Source organism: Cronobacter muytjensii ATCC 51329 (genome assembly GCF_001277195.1).
GTDB classification, from domain to species: Bacteria; Pseudomonadota; Gammaproteobacteria; order Enterobacterales; family Enterobacteriaceae; genus Cronobacter; species Cronobacter muytjensii.
Map to the genome: position 1 here is coordinate 2,942,101 of NZ_CP012268.1, position 17,016 is coordinate 2,959,116.

The window sequence follows — 17,016 nt, forward strand, 5'->3', positions numbered from 1 at the left end:
TCCCTCTCAGTATGTGCGTTGCATAATACCCGCAAAGGCGCATAACACAACCCGGAAACCGGCGGCAGGCGAAAGCCTAAGCGCTCACGTTATAATAGACGTATGACACAACGCCCGGCGCCGTTGCGGGCGAGGAGGAATAATGAAAATTACCGTGCTTGGGTGCGGCGCTTTAGGCCAGCTCTGGATGAGCGCGCTGCACAAACAAGGTCACGAGGTACAGGGGTGGCTGCGCGTGCCGCAGTCATCCTGCCACGTCAGCCTGGTGGAAACCGACGGCAGCGCGTTTACACACACCTTTACCGCGAACGACGCCGCCTTTCTCGCCGACAGCGAGCTGCTGCTGGTAACGCTGAAAGCCTGGCAGGTCTCCGAGGCGGTGAGAGCGCTCGCTGCCCGCCTGCCCGCCGCCAGCCCCATTTTGCTGCTGCATAACGGTATGGGAACGCTGGATGAGCTACGCGCTATCGCGCAGCCGCTGCTCGCCGGCGTCACAACGCATGCGGCGCGACGCGACGGCAATGTAGTAACGCATGTCGCTTGCGGCACCACGCATATTGGCCCGGTCACCCCGGACGCGCAGGACTATTCCCGGCTGGCGGCGCTGTTGCAGCAGGCGCTGCCGGATGTCGCCTGGCACGATAACGTTAATGCGTCGCGCTGGATAAAGCTTGCCGCCAACTGCGTGATAAACCCGCTGACAGCGCTTTATAACTGCCCGAACGGCGAGCTGCGCGAGCGCCAGAATGAAGTGCGGGAGATTTGCGCCGAAGTGGCGCAGGTCATGCAGCGCGAAGGCTACCACACGTCGACGGACAGCCTGCTTTACTATATCGACCAGGTTATCGAGAGCACCGCCGCCAATATTTCCTCAATGCTGCAGGATGTCCGCCAGCAGCGTCACACCGAGATTGATTACATCACCGGCTATCTGCTGCGCCGCGCCAGAGCGCATGGCCTGACGCTGCCGGTGAACAGCCGTCTGTATGAACAGATTAAACGCAAGGAGAATGAGTATGAGCGCATCGGCACTGGTATGCCTCGCCCCTGGCACTGAAGAGACCGAAGCGGTCACCACCATCGATTTGCTGGTTCGCGGCGGCATTAAGGTCACCACCGCGAGCGTCGCGAGCGACGGTGATTTAACGATCGCGTGTTCGCGCGGCGTCCGGCTGCTGGCGGACGCGCCGCTGGTGGCAGTGGCGGACGGTGATTTCGACATCATTGTGCTGCCGGGCGGCCTGAAAGGCGCTGAAGCGTTTCGCGACAGTCCGCTGCTGGTCGAAACGGTGCGCCAGTTTCATTTATCCGGGCGGATTGTCGCGGCTATTTGCGCGGCGGCAGGTACAGTACTGGTGCCGCATGCGCTCTTTCCCATCGGCAACATGACCGGCCTCCCGGCGCTGAAAGAGACGATCCCGGACGATCAGTGGCAGGATAAACGCGTGGTCTGGGATCCGCGCGTCAACCTGCTGACCAGCCAGGGGCCAGGCACCGCGATTGATTTCGCACTGAAGATTATCGACTTGCTGGTCGGGCGTGCAAAAGCGCACGAGGTCGCCGGTCAGTTGGTGCTGGCGGCGGGGATTTACAGCTATCGCGACTACTAAGCTTTCCCGCCAGAAATTCTGCCCATAAAAAATCCCCTCCGTGGAGGGGATTTTTCTGTCACTTCGCGCAACGCGCTGGCGTTACGGACGGTAGACTTTCACGTTCTTAAAGCCCTGTTCCAGCAGATACAGCGCCTGCAGGCGGCTCATCACGCCGCGCTCGCACCACAGCAGATAGGTTTTGCTCTGGTCGAGATCGCCAAATTTCGTGCTGAGCTTATAGAACGGCAGCGACACTACCTCAACGCCATCGATAACCAGCGGTTTGTCATCCTGCTCGTCAACCGAGCGGATATCCAGAATCGCGTCGTTCGGGCCGAAACCGCTGACAGTTTCCACTTCCACCACCTGCTGTTCGGTCTGCTCGGCAATTTCGCGGATGTCGACGTTCGTGGCTTCCTCCACTACGCGGTCGAGGATAGTGAAATCGAAGTTCGCTTCTTCGGCTTCGATTTTCGCTTTCACGGCTTTCACGGTCGGGCTTTTAGAGATCACGCCGCAATATTCCGGCATGGTCCGTGCAAAATCTTCGGTGCCGATTTTGCGGGCGATATCGATAATGTGCTCTTTGTCGTAAGAAATAAGCGGGCGCAGCACCAGCGTATCAGAGACATTATCGATAAGGCGCAGGTTGGTCAGCGTCTGGCTGGAGACCTGTCCCAGCGCCTCGCCGGTGACCAGCGCCTGCACGCCATAACGCTCCGCCACTTTCGACGCCGCGCGCACCATCATACGCTTGAGCACCACGCCCATCTGGCCGTCGTCCACTTTTTCAAGGATTTCGCCGACCACCGGCTCGAAGTTAATCGCCACAAAACGCACGCGGTGCGAGCTGCCAAAGCGGCTCCACAGGTAGTGCGCCACCTGGCGTACGCCGATTTCATGCGCCGCGCCGCCCAGGTTAAAGAAGCAGTAATGCACACGGCAACCGCGGCGCATCAGCATATAGCTGGAGACGCCGGAATCGAAGCCGCCGGAGATGAGCGACAGCACATCTTCCTGAGTGCCGATCGGGAAACCACCGATGCCTTCATAGCGGCCTTTTATCAGCAGCAGACGATCGTCTTCAATCTCAAGATGGACGGTAACGTCAGGCTGTTTTAATTTGACGCGGGCGGATTCAATATGCTGATTTAACCCGCCGCCAACGTAGCGCTCCACTTCAATAGAGCTAAACTCATGTTGACCGCGTCGCTTAACGCGCACGCAGAATGTTTTCCCTTCGAGCTGCTCACGCCAGTTGGCGAGCGCCTTCTCGAAAATGTCGTGCATATCCGTGAACGGCACGTCTTCGACTTCAAGAACGTGGTGAATGCCTGGGATACGGGTCAGCGCGTCGAGCACGGTATCGTGCTGGGCTTCATCTTTAATACGCACCACGATATGGTCCCAGTGGCGAACCACGGCAAGATTTTCATCGTAGTGTTTCAGTACGTTACGAATATTCCCGGTCAGGATTTTTATAAAGCGCAACCGCACAGACTGGCTTTTAATGGTGATTTCCGGGAATAATTTAATGATAAACTTCATGGTGGCTATGATTCGTTGGCAAGCCCACCGGGGCTTAGAAAATGGTACTGCAGGACGTAGCGCGCCTGCATCGTGAGCCCGGCAGTATATCACCATCGCGGTGTAACTGCGCCTGTTACCAACCCACAAGGCGTTATTTGCTAATCTTTGCGTCTCCGCTACCATGCAGTGTCGCTGAAATGACAGTTAACCCATAGAGTCAGACATTTACTATGCCGAAGAAAAATGAACAGCCGGCCAGCTTCGAAACTGCCCTGTCGGAACTTGAGCTCATCGTCAACCGTCTGGAAAGCGGCGACCTGCCGCTCGAAGAGGCGCTCAATGAATTTGAACGCGGCGTGCAGCTTGCGCGCCAGGGCCAGGTAAAACTGCAACAGGCGGAGCAACGCGTGCAGATCCTGCTTTCTCAGAATGAGGATGCGCCTCTTACCCCCTTTACGCCGGACGCCGAGTAAACATGGATTTCAGTCAACAGCTTCAGTCGCAGGCTGAGCGGGCCAACGGCGCGCTGCAGCATTTTATTGGCGCCCTGCCGTTTCAGAAGAGTCCACTGGTTGAGGCGATGCTCTACGGCACATTATTAGGCGGTAAACGCCTGCGGCCGTTTCTGGTCTACGCCACCGGTGAGATGTTCGGCGTCAGCCCGACCGCGCTGGATGCCCCGGCCGCGGCCATTGAGTGCATTCACGCCTACTCGCTGATGCATGACGATCTGCCGGCAATGGATGACGACGATCTGCGTCGCGGACAGCCGACCTGCCATATCCGCTTCGGCGAAGCGAGCGCGATCCTTGCGGGCGATGCGCTGCAAACGCTGGCGTTTTCAATTTTAAGCGACGCGCCGATGGACAACGTGGCGCTGCGCGACCGCCTCGCGATGGTCTCTGAGCTCGCGAAAGCGAGCGGCGTGGCGGGCATGTGCGGCGGTCAGGCGCTCGATCTCGAAGCCGAAGGCCAGCAGGTCGATCTCGACGCGCTGGAGCGCATCCATCGCCATAAAACCGGCGCGCTTATCCGCGCGGCGGTACGCATGGGCGCTTTGTGCGCTGGAGATAAAGGCCGCGACGCGCTGGTTTATCTTGACAGTTACGCAGAAAGCATCGGCCTCGCCTTCCAGGTACAGGATGACATTCTGGATGTGGTGGGTGATACTGCCACCCTTGGTAAACGCCAGGGTGCCGATCAGCAACTTGGCAAAAGCACCTACCCCGCCCTGCTGGGTCTTGAGCAAGCCCAGGCGAAAGCGCGCAGTTTGTGCGACGACGCTCTGGCGGCGCTGGCGCCGCTGAAAGCCCAGACGCTGGATACCGCAACACTGGAAGCGTTAGCGAATTTCATAATCCAACGTGATAAATAAACGTATAACACCACGATGAGTCTCTGAATGAGTTTTGATACTGCCAAATACCCGACCCTGGCGCTGGTGGACTCCACTGCACAGCTGCGCCTGTTGCCAAAAGAGAGTTTGCCGAAGCTGTGCGACGAACTGCGTCGCTATCTGCTCGACAGCGTGAGCCGCTCAAGCGGACACTTCGCCTCCGGGCTGGGCACGGTGGAGCTTACCGTGGCGTTGCATTACGTCTACAACACGCCGTTTGACCAGCTTATCTGGGACGTGGGCCATCAGGCGTACCCGCATAAAATTCTGACCGGACGCCGTGACCGCATCGGCACCATCCGTCAGAAAGGCGGCCTGCACCCGTTCCCGTGGCGCGGCGAGAGCGAATATGACGTGTTAAGCGTCGGCCACTCGTCCACGTCTATCAGCGCGGGTATCGGTATCGCCGTCGCCGCGGCGCGCGAGGAGAAAAACCGCCGCACCGTCTGCGTGATTGGCGACGGCGCGATTACCGCCGGTATGGCGTTCGAGGCGATGAACCATGCGGGCGATATCCGCCCGGATATGCTGGTCGTCCTTAACGACAACGAAATGTCGATTTCCGAGAATGTCGGCGCGCTGAATAACCATCTGGCGCAGCTACTCTCCGGCAAGCTCTACTCGCGGCTTCGCGAAGGCGGCAAACGCGTCTTCTCCAATGTGCCGCCAATCAAAGAGCTGCTCAAGCGTACTGAAGAGCACATTAAAGGCATGGTCGTGCCGGGCACGCTGTTTGAAGAACTGGGCTTTAACTATATCGGCCCTGTGGATGGCCACGACGTGCTGGGGCTGGTGCATACACTCAAAAATATGCGCGACCTCAAAGGCCCGCAGTTCCTGCATATCATGACCAGGAAAGGCCGTGGTTATGAGCCGGCGGAAAAAGATCCCATTACCTTCCACGCGGTGCCGAAATTCGATCCGGAAAGCGGTACGCTGCCGAAAAGCAGCGGCGGCCAGCCGAGCTACTCAAAAATCTTCGGCGACTGGCTGTGCGAAACCGCCGCTAAAGACGACAAACTGATGGCCATTACCCCCGCCATGCGCGAGGGCTCCGGCATGGTCGAATTCTCCCGCCAGTATCCGGAGCAATATTTTGATGTAGCGATTGCCGAACAGCATGCGGTCACCTTCGCGGCGGGTCTCGCGATTGGCGGTTACAAGCCGGTGGTGGCGATTTACTCCACCTTCCTGCAACGCGCCTATGATCAGGTCATTCATGATGTCGCCATCCAGAAACTGCCGGTGCTGTTCGCGATTGACCGCGCAGGGATCGTCGGCGCCGACGGCCAGACGCATCAGGGCGCGTTCGATCTCTCTTATCTGCGCTGCATCCCGGATATGGTCATCATGACGCCGAGCGATGAGAACGAGTGCCGCCAGATGTTGTTTACCGGCTATCACTACAACGACGGCCCGAGCGCCGTGCGCTATCCGCGCGGCAACGCGCTCGGCGTGACGCTGGAGCCGCTGCAAAAGCTGCCGATTGGCAAAGGCGTGGTAAAACGCCACGGTGAAAAAGTGGCGCTGCTCAACTTCGGCACACTGCTGCCGGAGGCCACTCAGGCCGCCGAAGCGCTCAACGCGACGCTTGTCGATATGCGCTTTGTGAAACCGCTTGATGAAGCGCTGATCATGGAGCTCGCCGAACGCCACGAGGCGCTGGTCACCATCGAAGAGAACGCCATTATGGGCGGCGCGGGCAGCGGCGTTAACGAATTGCTGATGGCGAAGCGCAAACCGGTGCCGGTGCTGAACCTCGGCCTGCCGGATCACTTTATCCCTCAGGGCACCCAGGACGAAGCGCGCGCGGAGATTGGCCTTACCGCCGACGGCATCGCCCGGCGCGTGCGCGACTGGCTCGCCTGACCTCTGCTTCGTTTCCGCTCCTGCTATGCTTAAAGGTACCCTTTGTGACCCGAAAGCAGGAGCGGAACCATGCAATACAAGCAATTAGGAAAAACCGACCTTCAGGTTTCCCGTCTGTGCCTGGGCTGTATGACGTTTGGCGAGCCGGACCGCGGTAACCACGCCTGGACTCTCCCCGAAGAAAGCAGCCGCCTTATCATCAAACACGCCCTTGACGGCGGCATTAACTTTTTCGACACCGCCAACAGTTATTCTGACGGCAGCAGCGAGGAGATCGTAGGCCGCGCGCTGCGTGATTTCGCACGCCGCGAGGATGTCGTGGTCGCCACCAAGGTCTATCACCAGGTTGGCGATCTGCCGCAGGGGCTTTCCCGCCCGTTGATCCTCCGCGCTATCGACGACAGTCTGCGCCGCCTCGGCATGGAGTATGTCGACCTGCTGCAAATCCACCGCTGGGACTACGACACCCCGATTGAAGAGACGCTGGAAGCCTTAAACGACGTGGTGAAAGCCGGTAAAGCGCGCTATATCGGCGCGTCTTCCATGCATCCGCACCAGTTCGAGCAGGCGCTGAACCTGCAAAAAGAGAATGGCTGGGCGCCGTTCGTCACCATGCAAAACCACTACAACCTGATTTATCGCGAAGAGGAGCAGGAGATGCTGCCGCTTTGCTATCGCGAAGGCGTGGCCGTTATCCCCTGGAGCCCGCTGGCTCGCGGCCGTCTGACTCGCCCCTGGGGCGAAACCACGGCGCGGCTGGTGTCCGATGAATTTGGTAAAACGCTCTACAGCGAAACCGAAGAAAACGACGCGAAAATCGCCGAGCGGCTGGCCTTTATCGCGCAGGATAAAGGCGTCAGTCGCGCGCAGGTGGCGCTCGCCTGGCTGCTGAGTAAACCGGGCGTTGTCGCGCCAATTATCGGCGCCTCGCGCGAGGAGCAGTTGCAGGAGCTGATTGACGCGGTCGAGGTGACGCTCACCAGCGAAGAGATGGCCGAGCTGGAAACGCCTTACAAGGCGCATCCGGTCGTCGGTTTCAAATAGGCAGAAAACATCAGCCCTCTGATGCGAGGGCTGATGCGGTTAAATCAGACCGATGGGCCAGTGATGGCCCACCCAGTAGAGCAGGCCCGCCGAAATAATCCCTGCGACGATATCATCCACCATGATCCCCATGCCGCCGTGAACGTTGCGATCAAACCAGCGGATAGGCCAGGGTTTCCACATATCGAAAATGCGGAAAATCACAAACCCGGCGGCAACCCACTGCCAGTCGTGGGTCGGCAGCGCCATTAGCGTTATCCACATGCCAATAAACTCATCCCAGACGATACTGCCGTGATCGTGCACGCCCATGTCTTTGGCGGTCTGGTGGCAGAGATAAACGCCGAGGCTGATGCCGAACATCACCACCAGCGAGTAAAGCTGCCAGGGCAAAAACGTCATCAGATACCAGAACGGGATTGCCGCAAGCGACCCCATCGTACCCGGCACCCACGGGCTTAAGCCGCTGCCAAACCCCGTGGCGAGCAGATGCCAGGGGTTGCGTAAATTCAGCCGGCTTTTGGCGACATCCTTATTAAACGTGCGTTTCGAAGTGGTCATATCCTTTCCAGTCGAGCGTTACCGGCGCGCCATCGCGTAAAAAAACCATACCTTCGGCGGCGGTGGTCAGCTGTCCGATGCAGGTGACTGACACACCGAGATGGTTCACCGCCACCTCCAGCGCGCCACGATTAATCTCCGGCACCGTAAAGCAGAGCTCGTAATCTTCACCGCCAGAGAGCGCCCAGCGCAGGGCCTGCTCCGGCGTGGTGTTACGCGTCATCGCCGCAGAGTACGGCATATCATTAAGCTCAATACGCGCGCCGCAGTCGCTCGCTTTCAGGATGTGACCGAGATCGGAAATCAGCCCGTCAGAGAGATCGATAGCCGCGCTCGCCAGCCCGCGCAAAGCCTGACCGTGCAGCACGCGCGGCGTCGGGCGCAGATGGCGCTTGATGAGATAATCGGCGTCGGGGTCGTTTTCCACCGTCAGACGCTGCTGCAAAATCGCAAGGCCAGCGGCGCTGTCGCCCGGCGTGCCGGTGATGTAGATCCAGTCGCCAGGACGCGCGCCTGAGCGCTTCAGCGCCCGCCCGGCCGGGACGAAGCCGTGAATGCCGAGCGTCATCGAGAGCGGGCCGCGCGTGGTATCGCCGCCGATAAGCTGCATATCGTAATAGCTGAGTTGTTCAAACAGGCTGTCGCTAAAGGCCTCAAGCCAGGGCTCATTAACCTCCGGCAGGGTTAACGCCAGGGTCAGCCAGGCCGGGTCGGCGCCCATCGCCGCCAGATCGCTCACATTGACTGCCAGCGCCTTGTAGCCGAGATCGCGCGGATCAATATCCGGTAAAAAATGAATGCCTGACACCAGCGTATCGGTGCTGATCGCCAGGGTTTGCTTCTCCGGCACGGTTAACAGCGCACAGTCGTCGCCGATGCCGGTCTCGACATCAAGACGAGAGCTTCTGACCCGATCGAAATAACGTGCAATCAGGGAAAACTCGCCGCATGCCATAGGGTTACGCCTCTACAGAAGAGAAGAAGAAAAGGCCGGAAGCCCGGCCTCAGACAGCAGACGAAGAACAGCGGGTTCTTCGTATTGATGACCATAGTAGACAATCGCCAGCTTTTTGCCCGTCTGACGCACAGAACGGTAAAAGAAAACGAGGGCCAGGTCTCGCCTGCCGACGGCAGGCGGATATTACTTTTTGTTGGGGCGAATATGCGGCGCGGCTTTGTCGAGCACGCCGTTGACGAACTTGTGGCTGTCTTCGGCTCCAAAGACTTTCGCCAGCTCAATCGCTTCATTGATGGCCACTTTATACGGCACATCGTCACGTTTTGAGAGTTCGTACAGCGCGATACGCAGCACCGCTTTCTCCACCTGGCCCAGCTCTTCGAGCTGACGGGACAGGTACGGCTTCATCAGGCCGTCGAGATAGCCGCTGTTGGTCGCCACCCCGGAGAGCAGTTCGCGGAAATACATCACGTCCACATCTTTGACATCCTGTTCCGCCAGGAACTGGTATTCAACATCGGCGATGTCGTTATGGGACAACTGCCAGGAGTAAAGCGCCTGGACGGCACACTCACGGGCGCGGCGACGAGCAGCAGGTTTCACGGAATTCCCCTTACAAAAAAATCAGGCCTGGATAGCCTTCAGGACATTAATCATTTCAAGCGCGGTCAGCGCCGCTTCGGCGCCCTTGTTCCCGGCTTTGGTGCCAGCGCGTTCGATGGCTTGTTCAATACTTTCAGTGGTGAGTACGCCAAAAGCTACCGGGATTTCGCTGTTCTGCGCCACGTGGGCCAGACCATTGCTGGCGCCGCCAGCAACGTATTCGAAATGCGCAGTACCCCCGCGGATCACCGTACCGAGCGCGATAACCGCGTCATATTTCGCGGTTTTCGCCAGCGCCTGTGCCGCCAGCGGCAGCTCGTAAGCGCCTGGCACCCACACCACGGTGATGTTTTCATCTTTTACCTGACCAATACGCTTCAGGGCGTCGATCGCGCCTTCCAGCAGGCTGTCATTGATGAAGTTGTTGAAACGCGCAATGGCGATGGCGACGCGAGCGTCCGGGGCAGCAACGGTAGCTTCAATAATGTTCATACTCTTACCTTAGGGTTATGTAGCCCCCGCAGGGGGGCGGATTTTATCATACTCTTTCGCGCACTGCTTACGTTTTACGTCCCGCCGTCAGGCGAGCGCGAGGCGCAGGCGCAAATCGGGGCCGACCTGAACAACGTCGCGAAATTCCAGACGCGGCGCATCGGCAAGTTTCTCAAGACCTGGCAGGGAGAAAAGCCCGCGGGCCTCGCTGCCAAGCAGTTTTGGGGCCATATAAACAATAAGTTCATCCACCAGCCCGGCCTGGAGCAGCGCGCCTGCGAGCTGCGGGCCCGCTTCCACCCACAGGCTGTTTACCTGCCGCTTGCCCAGTTGCATCATCAGCAGGACGAGATCCAGCTTGCCGTTATGTACCGGCGTCGGGAGTTGTTCCACGCTCGCAGGCCAGACGGCGTCGTCAGGGGTGGCGCGGGCAAGCCAGGTTTCGCCGGGTTGATTGACAATCTTGTGTGCGGGCGTCACCTGATTCTGGCGATCAAGGACGATTCGCAGCGGCTGGCGCAGATTTTCACGCGGATACACCGCCTGCGTGGCGTCGCCAAGTTCGTCCCAGCGCACGGTCATCGACGGATCGTCCGCCAGCACGGTGGCGCTGGTAGTGAGGATAGCATGGCTTTCGGCGCGCAGACGCTGCACGTCGCGCCGGGCCTGCGGCGAGGTTATCCACTGGCTTTCGCCGCTCGCCATCGCTGTACGCCCGTCAAGCGACGCGCCAAGCTTAAGCTGAATATACGGAAAACCGGTGCGCATGCGTTTGAGAAAGCCTTTATTCAGCGCTTCGGCCTCGCTCATCATCAGCCCGTGGCTGACATCAATGCCCGCCTGCTGCAAACGATATAGCCCACGCCCCGCCACCTGCGGGTTTGGGTCCTGCATCGCCGCGACGACGCGCGCGACGCCCGCATTAATCAGCGCGTCGCAGCATGGCGGCGTGCGCCCGTGGTGGCTGCACGGCTCCAGCGTGACGTACGCCGTTGCGCCGCGCGCCCTCTCGCCCGCCATGCGCAACGCGTGCACTTCGGCATGCGGCTCGCCTGCGCGCAGGTGAAAGCCTTCGCCGACGATCGTGCCGTCTTTAACAATGACACAGCCCACGCGCGGATTTGGATGCGTGGTGAAGCGTCCCTGGCCCGCGAGCGTCAGCGCGCGCGCCATGTAAAATTCGTCGGACATCGGTTAATCCTGTAAGCGGGCGATCTCTTCGCCGAATTCGCGGATATCTTCAAAGCTGCGGTATACCGAGGCAAAACGGATATACGCGACTTTATCGAGCTTTTTGAGCTGCTCCATCACCAGGTTGCCGATAAGTTTGCTCGGCACTTCGCGCTCGCCGGTAGCACGCAGGTGGGATTTAATATGGTTGATGGCCATTTCCACATCGTCGGAGCTGACCGGGCGCTTTTCCAGCGCTTTCTGCATGCCGCTACGCAGTTTGTCTTCATTGAAAGGCTCGCGCACGTCGTTGCTTTTCACCACGCGCGGCATGACCAGCTCCGCGACTTCAAACGTCGTGAAACGTTCATGGCACACCAGGCACTGGCGGCGACGGCGTACTGAGGAGCCCTCTCCCACCAGGCGGGAATCGATCACTTTAGTGTCAACGGCGAAACAGAACGGGCAATGCATAGCGCTTCCTGACTGAAAAAGTTAACTGAACAACAGTTTACCCTGAACTGGCGGGACTACAAAGGCGCAACCTTTTTGAGACAAAGACGCTATGCCAGACGCGCCGGCAGGCTCTACCATTACTGCACCTCACCTTTTTCAGGAAAAGCGAACAATGACAACACGTTATCTGAAATGGCTGATCGCCGGCAGCACACTGGCATTAAGCGCCTGCGCTCCGCAAAGCGAAGTGCGCCAGATGCACCAGAATGTCAGCACCCTGAATCATGAAATGACGAAGCTGAAGCAGGAAACTGTCAAAATCACGCAGCAAAACGCGCTGAATATGAAATCGCAAAGCGGCGTTTATCTGCTGCCTGGCTCAAATACCCCTGCGCGTCTCAGCAGCCAGCTCGGAATGCTGAAAATGTCGCTGCGTAACGTCTCGGCGGGCGCGAACGGCACGCAGGCGACGTTATTTATCCAGAGCGAGTCCAACGAACCGCTGCCTGCCTTTACCGGCACCGTGGAATGGGGCCAGTTACAGGGCACTACCGAGAACTATCAGGAGGTGAACGTGCAGAATCAACCGTTCAGCGCGCCAGCCAGTACGCTGGCACCCAGTGACGTTTCGATTCCGCTCACGCTCGCCGGTGTTACGCCCGGGCAACTGGGTTTTATCCGCGTACATGATATCCAGCCGCTTATCGCGGGCGACGCCATCGTCGCGCCGTAACGTCTTCTCCGCCAGCGGCGCACCATTTGTTACATTCGCGCCGCTGGGTCCACTTGCTTTTTTGTCCCGCTAATTTCCGTCTTTTCCCGCCGCGTTAAGCAAAAAGTGAGATCGTGATTGTTGGCAGAGTTCCCTTATGCCGTTAGAATCCGCGTTCCGATGTACGCAAACGTGAACGCAATCGATTACGTACATGGCAAGAATGTGAAACGCCACATATTTTTGTGAGGCTGGATACTTATAATAGGCAGCACAATTTATGCGGTGGCGGCCATCCCGCCAAATGCGAAAGCTTTACTCCACCCAGAAATGGGGATTTCCTTAAAACAGTGGCTCTATTATGAAAAAAATTGTTTTAGCTGCCGGTGCAGCCCTGGCGCTCTCCACCTCTTTTACTGCCAGCGCGGCAGAAACCAGCAATAGTGAGTTTGTTTCCGACTGGTGGCACCAGAGCGTCAACGTGGTGGGCAGCTACCACACCCGCTTCGGACCGAAAGTTCGCAACGATACCTACCTGGAATATGAAGCTTTCGCGAAAAAAGACTGGTTTGATTTCTACGGCTACCTGGATGCGCCAGTGTTTTTTGGCGGCAACAGAGATGCCAAAGGGATCTGGAACAAAGGCTCTCCGCTGTTTATGGAGATTGAACCGCGTTTCTCCATCGACAAACTGACCGGCACCAGCCTGGCGTTTGGCCCGTTCAAAGAGTGGTACTTTGCGAACAACTATATCTACGATATGGGCCGTAACGACTCTCAGGAACAGAGCACCTGGTATATGGGTCTCGGTACCGATATCGATACCGGCCTGCCGATGAGCCTCTCCCTGAACGTGTACGCCAAATACCAGTGGCAGAACTATGGCGCGCAGAACCAGAACGAGTGGGATGGCTACCGCTTCAAAGTGAAATACTTTGTGCCTATTACCCAGCTGTGGGGCGGCAACCTGAGCTATATCGGCTTTACCAACTTTGACTGGGGCTCAGACCTCGGCGATAAAGGCGGTTATGCGCTCAATGGCGTGAAGGCCCGCACGAACGACTCCATCGCCTCCAGCCATATCCTGGCGCTGAACTACGATCACTGGCACTACTCTGTGGTGGCGCGTTACTGGCACAACGGCGGCCAGTGGAATGACGATGCCGAACTGATATTCACCAACTACAACACCCGTACGACCGGTTGGGGTGGTTACCTGGTGGTCGGTTACAACTTCTGAGCCTGACCACTTCAATCAAAAAGCCAGCGTACGCTGGCTTTTTTTATGATTGTTCATCACCGATGCTCCACGGTCATCAGCCAGACGGCTGCGCTTATTATCGTGGCACCTGCGCTTTCGCTTAATCCTTATTCAGGCGAAAAAAAACCGCAGGCCGAAACCTGCGGTTTTTACTGGCGTAATGCGTTACGTGATTACGGCAGAAGCGACGGCTGATCCGCGCCCTCTTTTTCCACTTTCTGCTGCAGCAGATGTTCGCGTTTCATGCCAAGCTTGAGCGCCAGCGCGGACGCGACGTAAATCGACGACGCCGTACCGATAGACACGCCGATAAGCATGGTGAGCGAGAAGCCCTGCAACATTGCGCCACCGAACAGGTACAGCATCAGGATCACGACAAGCGTGGTGCCGGAGGTGATCAACGTCCTTTGCAGCGTCTGGGTCAGCGACACGTTAAAGATTTCGTAAGGCGTTCCGCGACGGATTTTGCGGAAGTTTTCACGAATACGGTCGGAAACCACGATGCTGTCGTTCAGCGAGTAACCGATCACCGACATCAGCGATGCGATAATGGTGAGGTCAATCTCAATCTGGAACAGCGACAACACGCCCATGGTGATAATGACGTCATGCGCCAGCGCGATAACCACACCAGCCGCCAGACGCCACTCAAAGCGGAACCCGACATACACCAGAATGGAGAGCAGCGCGACCAGCAGCGCCATCGCGCCCGCCTGAGCGAGGTCAGCGCCCACGCTCGGGCCGACGAACTCGATACGCTTCACCGCCGCATTCTGGCCGGTCGCCTCATTAATCACGTTCAGCACTTTGTTGCCGAGCGTCTGACCACCCGTTTCGCCCTGCGCAGGCGGCATACGCACCATGATGTCGCGACTGCTGCCGAAGTTCTGCAGCAGCGGCTCTTCAAAGCCCGCTTTTTCCAGCGATTCGCGCATTAAATCCAGTTCCGCCGGCTTCTCCAGCGCGATCTCGATGACCGTACCGCCGGTGAAATCGAGGCCCCAGTTAAAGCCGCGCACGCCCATCACCACAATAGAGGCGACAAGCAGCAGGCCGGAAATGGCGAAGGCCCAGTAGTCCCAGCGCATAAAGTCATAGACTTTACGGCCGTGGTTCAATTGTTCAACAGTATATTCCTGTGCCACAACGCACTCCTCAGATAGACAGCTTGTTGATGCGTTTGCCGCCGTACAACAGGTTTACAATGGCACGGGTACCGACAATAGCGGTGAACATGGAGGTCGCCACGCCGATACCGGTCGTGATAGCAAACCCTTTAATCGCCCCGGTCCCCACTGCGTACAGGATGATGACCTTAATCAGCGTCGTGACGTTGGCGTCGAAAATAGAGCTGAACGCCCCACGGTAACCTTCATCAATCGCCTGCTGCACCGAACGGCCGTTGCTGAGCTCTTCTTTAATACGCTCGTTTATCAGCACGTTCGCATCCACCGCGACCGCAAGGGTTAACACAATCCCCGCGATACCCGGCATGGTCAGCGTGGCGCCCGGCAGCAGCGACATAATGCCGACGATCAGCACCAGGTTTGCCAGCAGCGCGGTAGTCGCGATAAGGCCGAACTTTTTATAGAACAGGATCATGAAGAGAATGGAGACCGCGAGGCCCGCCAGGCACGCTTCCAGACCCTGGGTGATGTTCTGCATCCCAAGCGTCGGGCCGATAGTGCGTTCTTCAACAATCTGGATAGGCGCAATCAGCGCGCCCGCACGCAGCAGCAGCGAGAGCTGACGCGCTTCGTTCGGATTATCGATGCCGGTGATGACGAAATTCTGACCGAGACGCGCCTGGATAGTCGCGACGTTAATCACTTCTTCCTGTTTCACCAGAATGCTGCGGCCGTTAGCGTCTTTCTTACCGCTGTCCTTATATTCCACAAAGAGCGTCGCCATCGGTTTATGGATGTTGTCTTTGGTGAAGTTGGACATGATATTGCCGCCCGAGCTGTCGAGCGAAATATTCACCTGCGGCATGTTGTATTCATCAACTCCAGAGGTGGAATCGGTAATATGGTCGCCGGTCAGGATAACGCGTTTGTACAGCACGACAGGCTGCCCTTCACGGGTCATCTTCACTTCGGAGTCGCCAGGAACACGACCTGCGGCTGCGGCAGAGCGATCAACCGTGCTGTTGACCAGACGGAACTCCAGGGTGGCAGTCGCGCCGAGGATCTCTTTAGCGCGCGCGGTGTCCTGAATACCCGGCAGTTCAACCACGATGCGGTCAGCGCCCTGACGCTGCACCAGCGGCTCGGCAACGCCCAGCTGGTTAACACGGTTACGCAGGATGTTAATGTTCTGCTGAACAGCATATTCACGCGCTTCGCGCAGACGTTCATCGGACATCACCGCGCGCAGGCCGTTGTCGCCCTGCCCGGAGATAACCATGTCACGATGGCGGGTCGTCAGATAAGAAACCGCGGCGTCACGGGTATCGCTGTCACGGAACTGAATCGTCACGCCGTAGTTATCGGCTTTACGTACGTTCGTCCAGCTCAGCCCTTTTTCGCGCAGATCGCTGCGCAGGCTGTCCATATTCTGTTCCTGGAGCTTGCCAAGCGCAGTGTCCATATCCACTTCCATCAGGAAGTGAACGCCGCCGCGCAGGTCAAGACCGAGCTTCATCGGTTCGGCGGAAATAGCGGTGAGCCAACGTGGGGTGGCAGGCGCGAGGTTAAGCGCGACGACGAATTGATCGCCCATCGTGCTCATCAGCGCTTCGCGAGCGCGTAGCTGAGTATCGGTGGAGTCAAAGCGCGCGAGAATGGCGCCCTCTTCCAGAGCCACAGATTTCGCGGAAATTTTTTCTTGTTGTAACGTTTTCTGGACCTGGATCAGCGTTTGCTCACTGGCGGCGACGCCGCGCGCGCCAGTGATTTGAACAGCCGGATCCTCACCATACAGGTTGGGAAGTGCATAAAGCAGGCCGACGATAAGCACGGCGACCAGCATGAGGTACTTCCACAAAGGATAACGGTTTAACACGGCAGTTCCCTTTGGGAAAACAATGGATTACAGCGCCTTCATGGTGCCTTTCGGCAGGACGGCTGCGACGAAGTCACGCTTGATAACCACTTCGGTGGTGTCGTTCAGCGCGATAGCAATGTAGCCGTTTTCCGCTACTTTGGTCACGCGACCCACCAGACCACCGTTAGTGAGCACTTCATCGCCTTTAGCGATAGAGCTCATCAGGTTTTTATGTTCTTTGGTGCGCTTCTGCTGCGGACGCAGGATCATGAAGTAGAAGATCAGACCAAACACCACCAGCATCAGAATCAGTGACATCGGGCTGCCCTGCGCCGGCGCACCGCCAGCGGCTACCGCATCAGAAATAAAAAAGCTCATTCAAATTCC

Annotated in this window: 18 protein-coding genes; 8 read left to right on the forward strand and 10 right to left on the reverse strand. The window is 58.0% G+C overall.

Annotated elements, in window-relative coordinates; translation table 11 throughout:
- Positions 1-142 precede the first annotated feature (142 nt).
- Together panE and yajL are read left to right on the forward strand one after the other, a co-directional pair.
- Entirely contained in the window at positions 143-1,057 is a 915-nt protein-coding gene (panE, locus tag AFK63_RS13615; protein ID WP_038864353.1) for a 2-dehydropantoate 2-reductase, read from the forward strand.
- Complete coding sequence (yajL, locus tag AFK63_RS13620; RefSeq protein ID WP_038864355.1) at positions 1,017-1,610, forward strand: protein deglycase YajL; 594 nt, start codon at positions 1,017-1,019, stop codon at positions 1,608-1,610. The genes panE and yajL overlap by 41 nt, the downstream gene beginning before the upstream one ends.
- Before the next feature lie 81 nt (positions 1,611-1,691).
- Here the strand turns inward: yajL and thiI are convergent, their stop codons facing one another.
- The gene (thiI, locus tag AFK63_RS13625) at positions 1,692-3,140 is read right to left on the reverse strand and encodes a tRNA uracil 4-sulfurtransferase ThiI (RefSeq protein ID WP_038864356.1); all 1,449 of its coding nucleotides are present in this window, start codon (positions 3,138-3,140) and stop codon (positions 1,692-1,694) included.
- 212 nt (positions 3,141-3,352) lie between these two features.
- On the opposite strand from thiI, the gene xseB reads away from it, so the two are divergent.
- The 4 genes from xseB (at position 3,353) to AFK63_RS13645 (ending at position 7,431) form a co-directional block, all read left to right on the forward strand.
- Positions 3,353-3,595 (forward strand): exodeoxyribonuclease VII small subunit, encoded by a 243-nt coding sequence (gene xseB, locus AFK63_RS13630; RefSeq protein WP_038864357.1) that lies wholly within the window; start codon positions 3,353-3,355, stop codon positions 3,593-3,595.
- A 2-nt stretch (positions 3,596-3,597) separates the two neighbouring features.
- Complete coding sequence (gene ispA / locus AFK63_RS13635; RefSeq protein ID WP_038864358.1) at positions 3,598-4,497, forward strand: (2E,6E)-farnesyl diphosphate synthase; 900 nt, start codon at positions 3,598-3,600, stop codon at positions 4,495-4,497.
- 27 nt (positions 4,498-4,524) lie between these two features.
- Positions 4,525-6,387 carry a 1-deoxy-D-xylulose-5-phosphate synthase gene (dxs, locus tag AFK63_RS13640; RefSeq protein ID WP_038864359.1) on the forward strand — a complete coding sequence of 621 codons (1,863 nt, stop codon included), beginning with the start codon at positions 4,525-4,527 and terminating at the stop codon, positions 6,385-6,387.
- Between the two features lie 69 nt (positions 6,388-6,456).
- Positions 6,457-7,431 (forward strand): aldo/keto reductase, encoded by a 975-nt coding sequence (locus tag AFK63_RS13645; RefSeq protein ID WP_038864360.1) that lies wholly within the window; start codon positions 6,457-6,459, stop codon positions 7,429-7,431.
- Between the two features lie 39 nt (positions 7,432-7,470).
- On the opposite strand, the gene pgpA is transcribed toward AFK63_RS13645, so the two are convergent.
- The 6 genes from pgpA to nrdR form a co-directional block, all read right to left on the reverse strand.
- Positions 7,471-7,992: a phosphatidylglycerophosphatase A gene (gene pgpA / locus AFK63_RS13650; RefSeq protein ID WP_038864361.1), complete on the reverse strand. Its 522-nt coding sequence runs from the start codon at positions 7,990-7,992 to the stop codon at positions 7,471-7,473.
- Positions 7,967-8,947 (reverse strand): thiamine-phosphate kinase, encoded by a 981-nt coding sequence (gene thiL / locus AFK63_RS13655; RefSeq protein WP_038864362.1) that lies wholly within the window; start codon positions 8,945-8,947, stop codon positions 7,967-7,969. The genes pgpA and thiL overlap by 26 nt, the downstream gene beginning before the upstream one ends.
- Before the next feature lie 186 nt (positions 8,948-9,133).
- Positions 9,134-9,553 carry a transcription antitermination factor NusB gene (nusB, locus tag AFK63_RS13660; RefSeq protein WP_038864364.1) on the reverse strand — a complete coding sequence of 140 codons (420 nt, stop codon included), beginning with the start codon at positions 9,551-9,553 and terminating at the stop codon, positions 9,134-9,136.
- Positions 9,554-9,574: 21 nt separating this feature from the next.
- Positions 9,575-10,045: a 6,7-dimethyl-8-ribityllumazine synthase gene (gene ribH, locus AFK63_RS13665; RefSeq protein WP_038864365.1), complete on the reverse strand. Its 471-nt coding sequence runs from the start codon at positions 10,043-10,045 to the stop codon at positions 9,575-9,577.
- Positions 10,046-10,132: 87 nt separating this feature from the next.
- Positions 10,133-11,236, reverse strand: coding sequence for a bifunctional diaminohydroxyphosphoribosylaminopyrimidine deaminase/5-amino-6-(5-phosphoribosylamino)uracil reductase RibD (gene ribD, locus AFK63_RS13670; protein WP_038864367.1), 1,104 nt, complete (start codon positions 11,234-11,236; stop codon positions 10,133-10,135).
- Between the two features lie 3 nt (positions 11,237-11,239).
- Positions 11,240-11,689 carry a transcriptional regulator NrdR gene (nrdR, locus tag AFK63_RS13675; protein ID WP_007673903.1) on the reverse strand — a complete coding sequence of 150 codons (450 nt, stop codon included), beginning with the start codon at positions 11,687-11,689 and terminating at the stop codon, positions 11,240-11,242.
- A 154-nt stretch (positions 11,690-11,843) separates the two neighbouring features.
- On the opposite strand from nrdR, the gene AFK63_RS13680 reads away from it, so the two are divergent.
- A complete protein-coding gene (locus tag AFK63_RS13680; RefSeq protein WP_038864368.1) occupies positions 11,844-12,404 on the forward strand; it encodes a SadB/YajI family lipoprotein in 561 nt (186 codons plus the stop codon).
- A 340-nt stretch (positions 12,405-12,744) separates the two neighbouring features.
- Entirely contained in the window at positions 12,745-13,623 is an 879-nt protein-coding gene (locus AFK63_RS13685; RefSeq protein ID WP_038864370.1) for a nucleoside-specific channel-forming protein Tsx, read from the forward strand.
- A 194-nt stretch (positions 13,624-13,817) separates the two neighbouring features.
- Here the strand turns inward: AFK63_RS13685 and secF are convergent, their stop codons facing one another.
- From secF to yajC, 3 genes are read right to left on the reverse strand one after another with little or no spacing between them, the layout of a single operon-like run.
- Positions 13,818-14,789: a protein translocase subunit SecF gene (gene secF / locus AFK63_RS13690; protein ID WP_038864371.1), complete on the reverse strand. Its 972-nt coding sequence runs from the start codon at positions 14,787-14,789 to the stop codon at positions 13,818-13,820.
- Positions 14,790-14,799: 10 nt separating this feature from the next.
- A complete protein-coding gene (secD, locus tag AFK63_RS13695; RefSeq protein WP_071603725.1) occupies positions 14,800-16,647 on the reverse strand; it encodes a protein translocase subunit SecD in 1,848 nt (615 codons plus the stop codon).
- Positions 16,648-16,674: 27 nt separating this feature from the next.
- Positions 16,675-17,007 carry a preprotein translocase subunit YajC gene (gene yajC / locus AFK63_RS13700; protein WP_007720388.1) on the reverse strand — a complete coding sequence of 111 codons (333 nt, stop codon included), beginning with the start codon at positions 17,005-17,007 and terminating at the stop codon, positions 16,675-16,677.
- Positions 17,008-17,016 lie beyond the last annotated feature (9 nt).

Bases quoted from the DNA above. Each gene is read 5' to 3' on its own strand.
- thiI (WP_038864356.1), bottom strand. From the start codon at position 3,140: ATGAAGTTTATCATTAAATTATTCCCGGAAATCACCATTAAAAGCCAG.
- yajL (WP_038864355.1), top strand. From the start codon at position 1,017: ATGAGCGCATCGGCACTGGTATGCCTCGCCCCTGGCACTGAAGAGACC.
- pgpA (WP_038864361.1), bottom strand. From the start codon at position 7,992: ATGACCACTTCGAAACGCACGTTTAATAAGGATGTCGCCAAAAGCCGG.
- dxs (WP_038864359.1), top strand. From the start codon at position 4,525: ATGAGTTTTGATACTGCCAAATACCCGACCCTGGCGCTGGTGGACTCC.
- xseB (WP_038864357.1), top strand. From the start codon at position 3,353: ATGCCGAAGAAAAATGAACAGCCGGCCAGCTTCGAAACTGCCCTGTCG.
- nrdR (WP_007673903.1), bottom strand. From the start codon at position 11,689: ATGCATTGCCCGTTCTGTTTCGCCGTTGACACTAAAGTGATCGATTCC.
- AFK63_RS13685 (WP_038864370.1), top strand. From the start codon at position 12,745: ATGAAAAAAATTGTTTTAGCTGCCGGTGCAGCCCTGGCGCTCTCCACC.
- yajC (WP_007720388.1), bottom strand. From the start codon at position 17,007: ATGAGCTTTTTTATTTCTGATGCGGTAGCCGCTGGCGGTGCGCCGGCG.
- thiL (WP_038864362.1), bottom strand. From the start codon at position 8,947: ATGGCATGCGGCGAGTTTTCCCTGATTGCACGTTATTTCGATCGGGTC.
- AFK63_RS13680 (WP_038864368.1), top strand. From the start codon at position 11,844: ATGACAACACGTTATCTGAAATGGCTGATCGCCGGCAGCACACTGGCA.
- ispA (WP_038864358.1), top strand. From the start codon at position 3,598: ATGGATTTCAGTCAACAGCTTCAGTCGCAGGCTGAGCGGGCCAACGGC.
- ribD (WP_038864367.1), bottom strand. From the start codon at position 11,236: ATGTCCGACGAATTTTACATGGCGCGCGCGCTGACGCTCGCGGGCCAG.
- panE (WP_038864353.1), top strand. From the start codon at position 143: ATGAAAATTACCGTGCTTGGGTGCGGCGCTTTAGGCCAGCTCTGGATG.
- AFK63_RS13645 (WP_038864360.1), top strand. From the start codon at position 6,457: ATGCAATACAAGCAATTAGGAAAAACCGACCTTCAGGTTTCCCGTCTG.
- ribH (WP_038864365.1), bottom strand. From the start codon at position 10,045: ATGAACATTATTGAAGCTACCGTTGCTGCCCCGGACGCTCGCGTCGCC.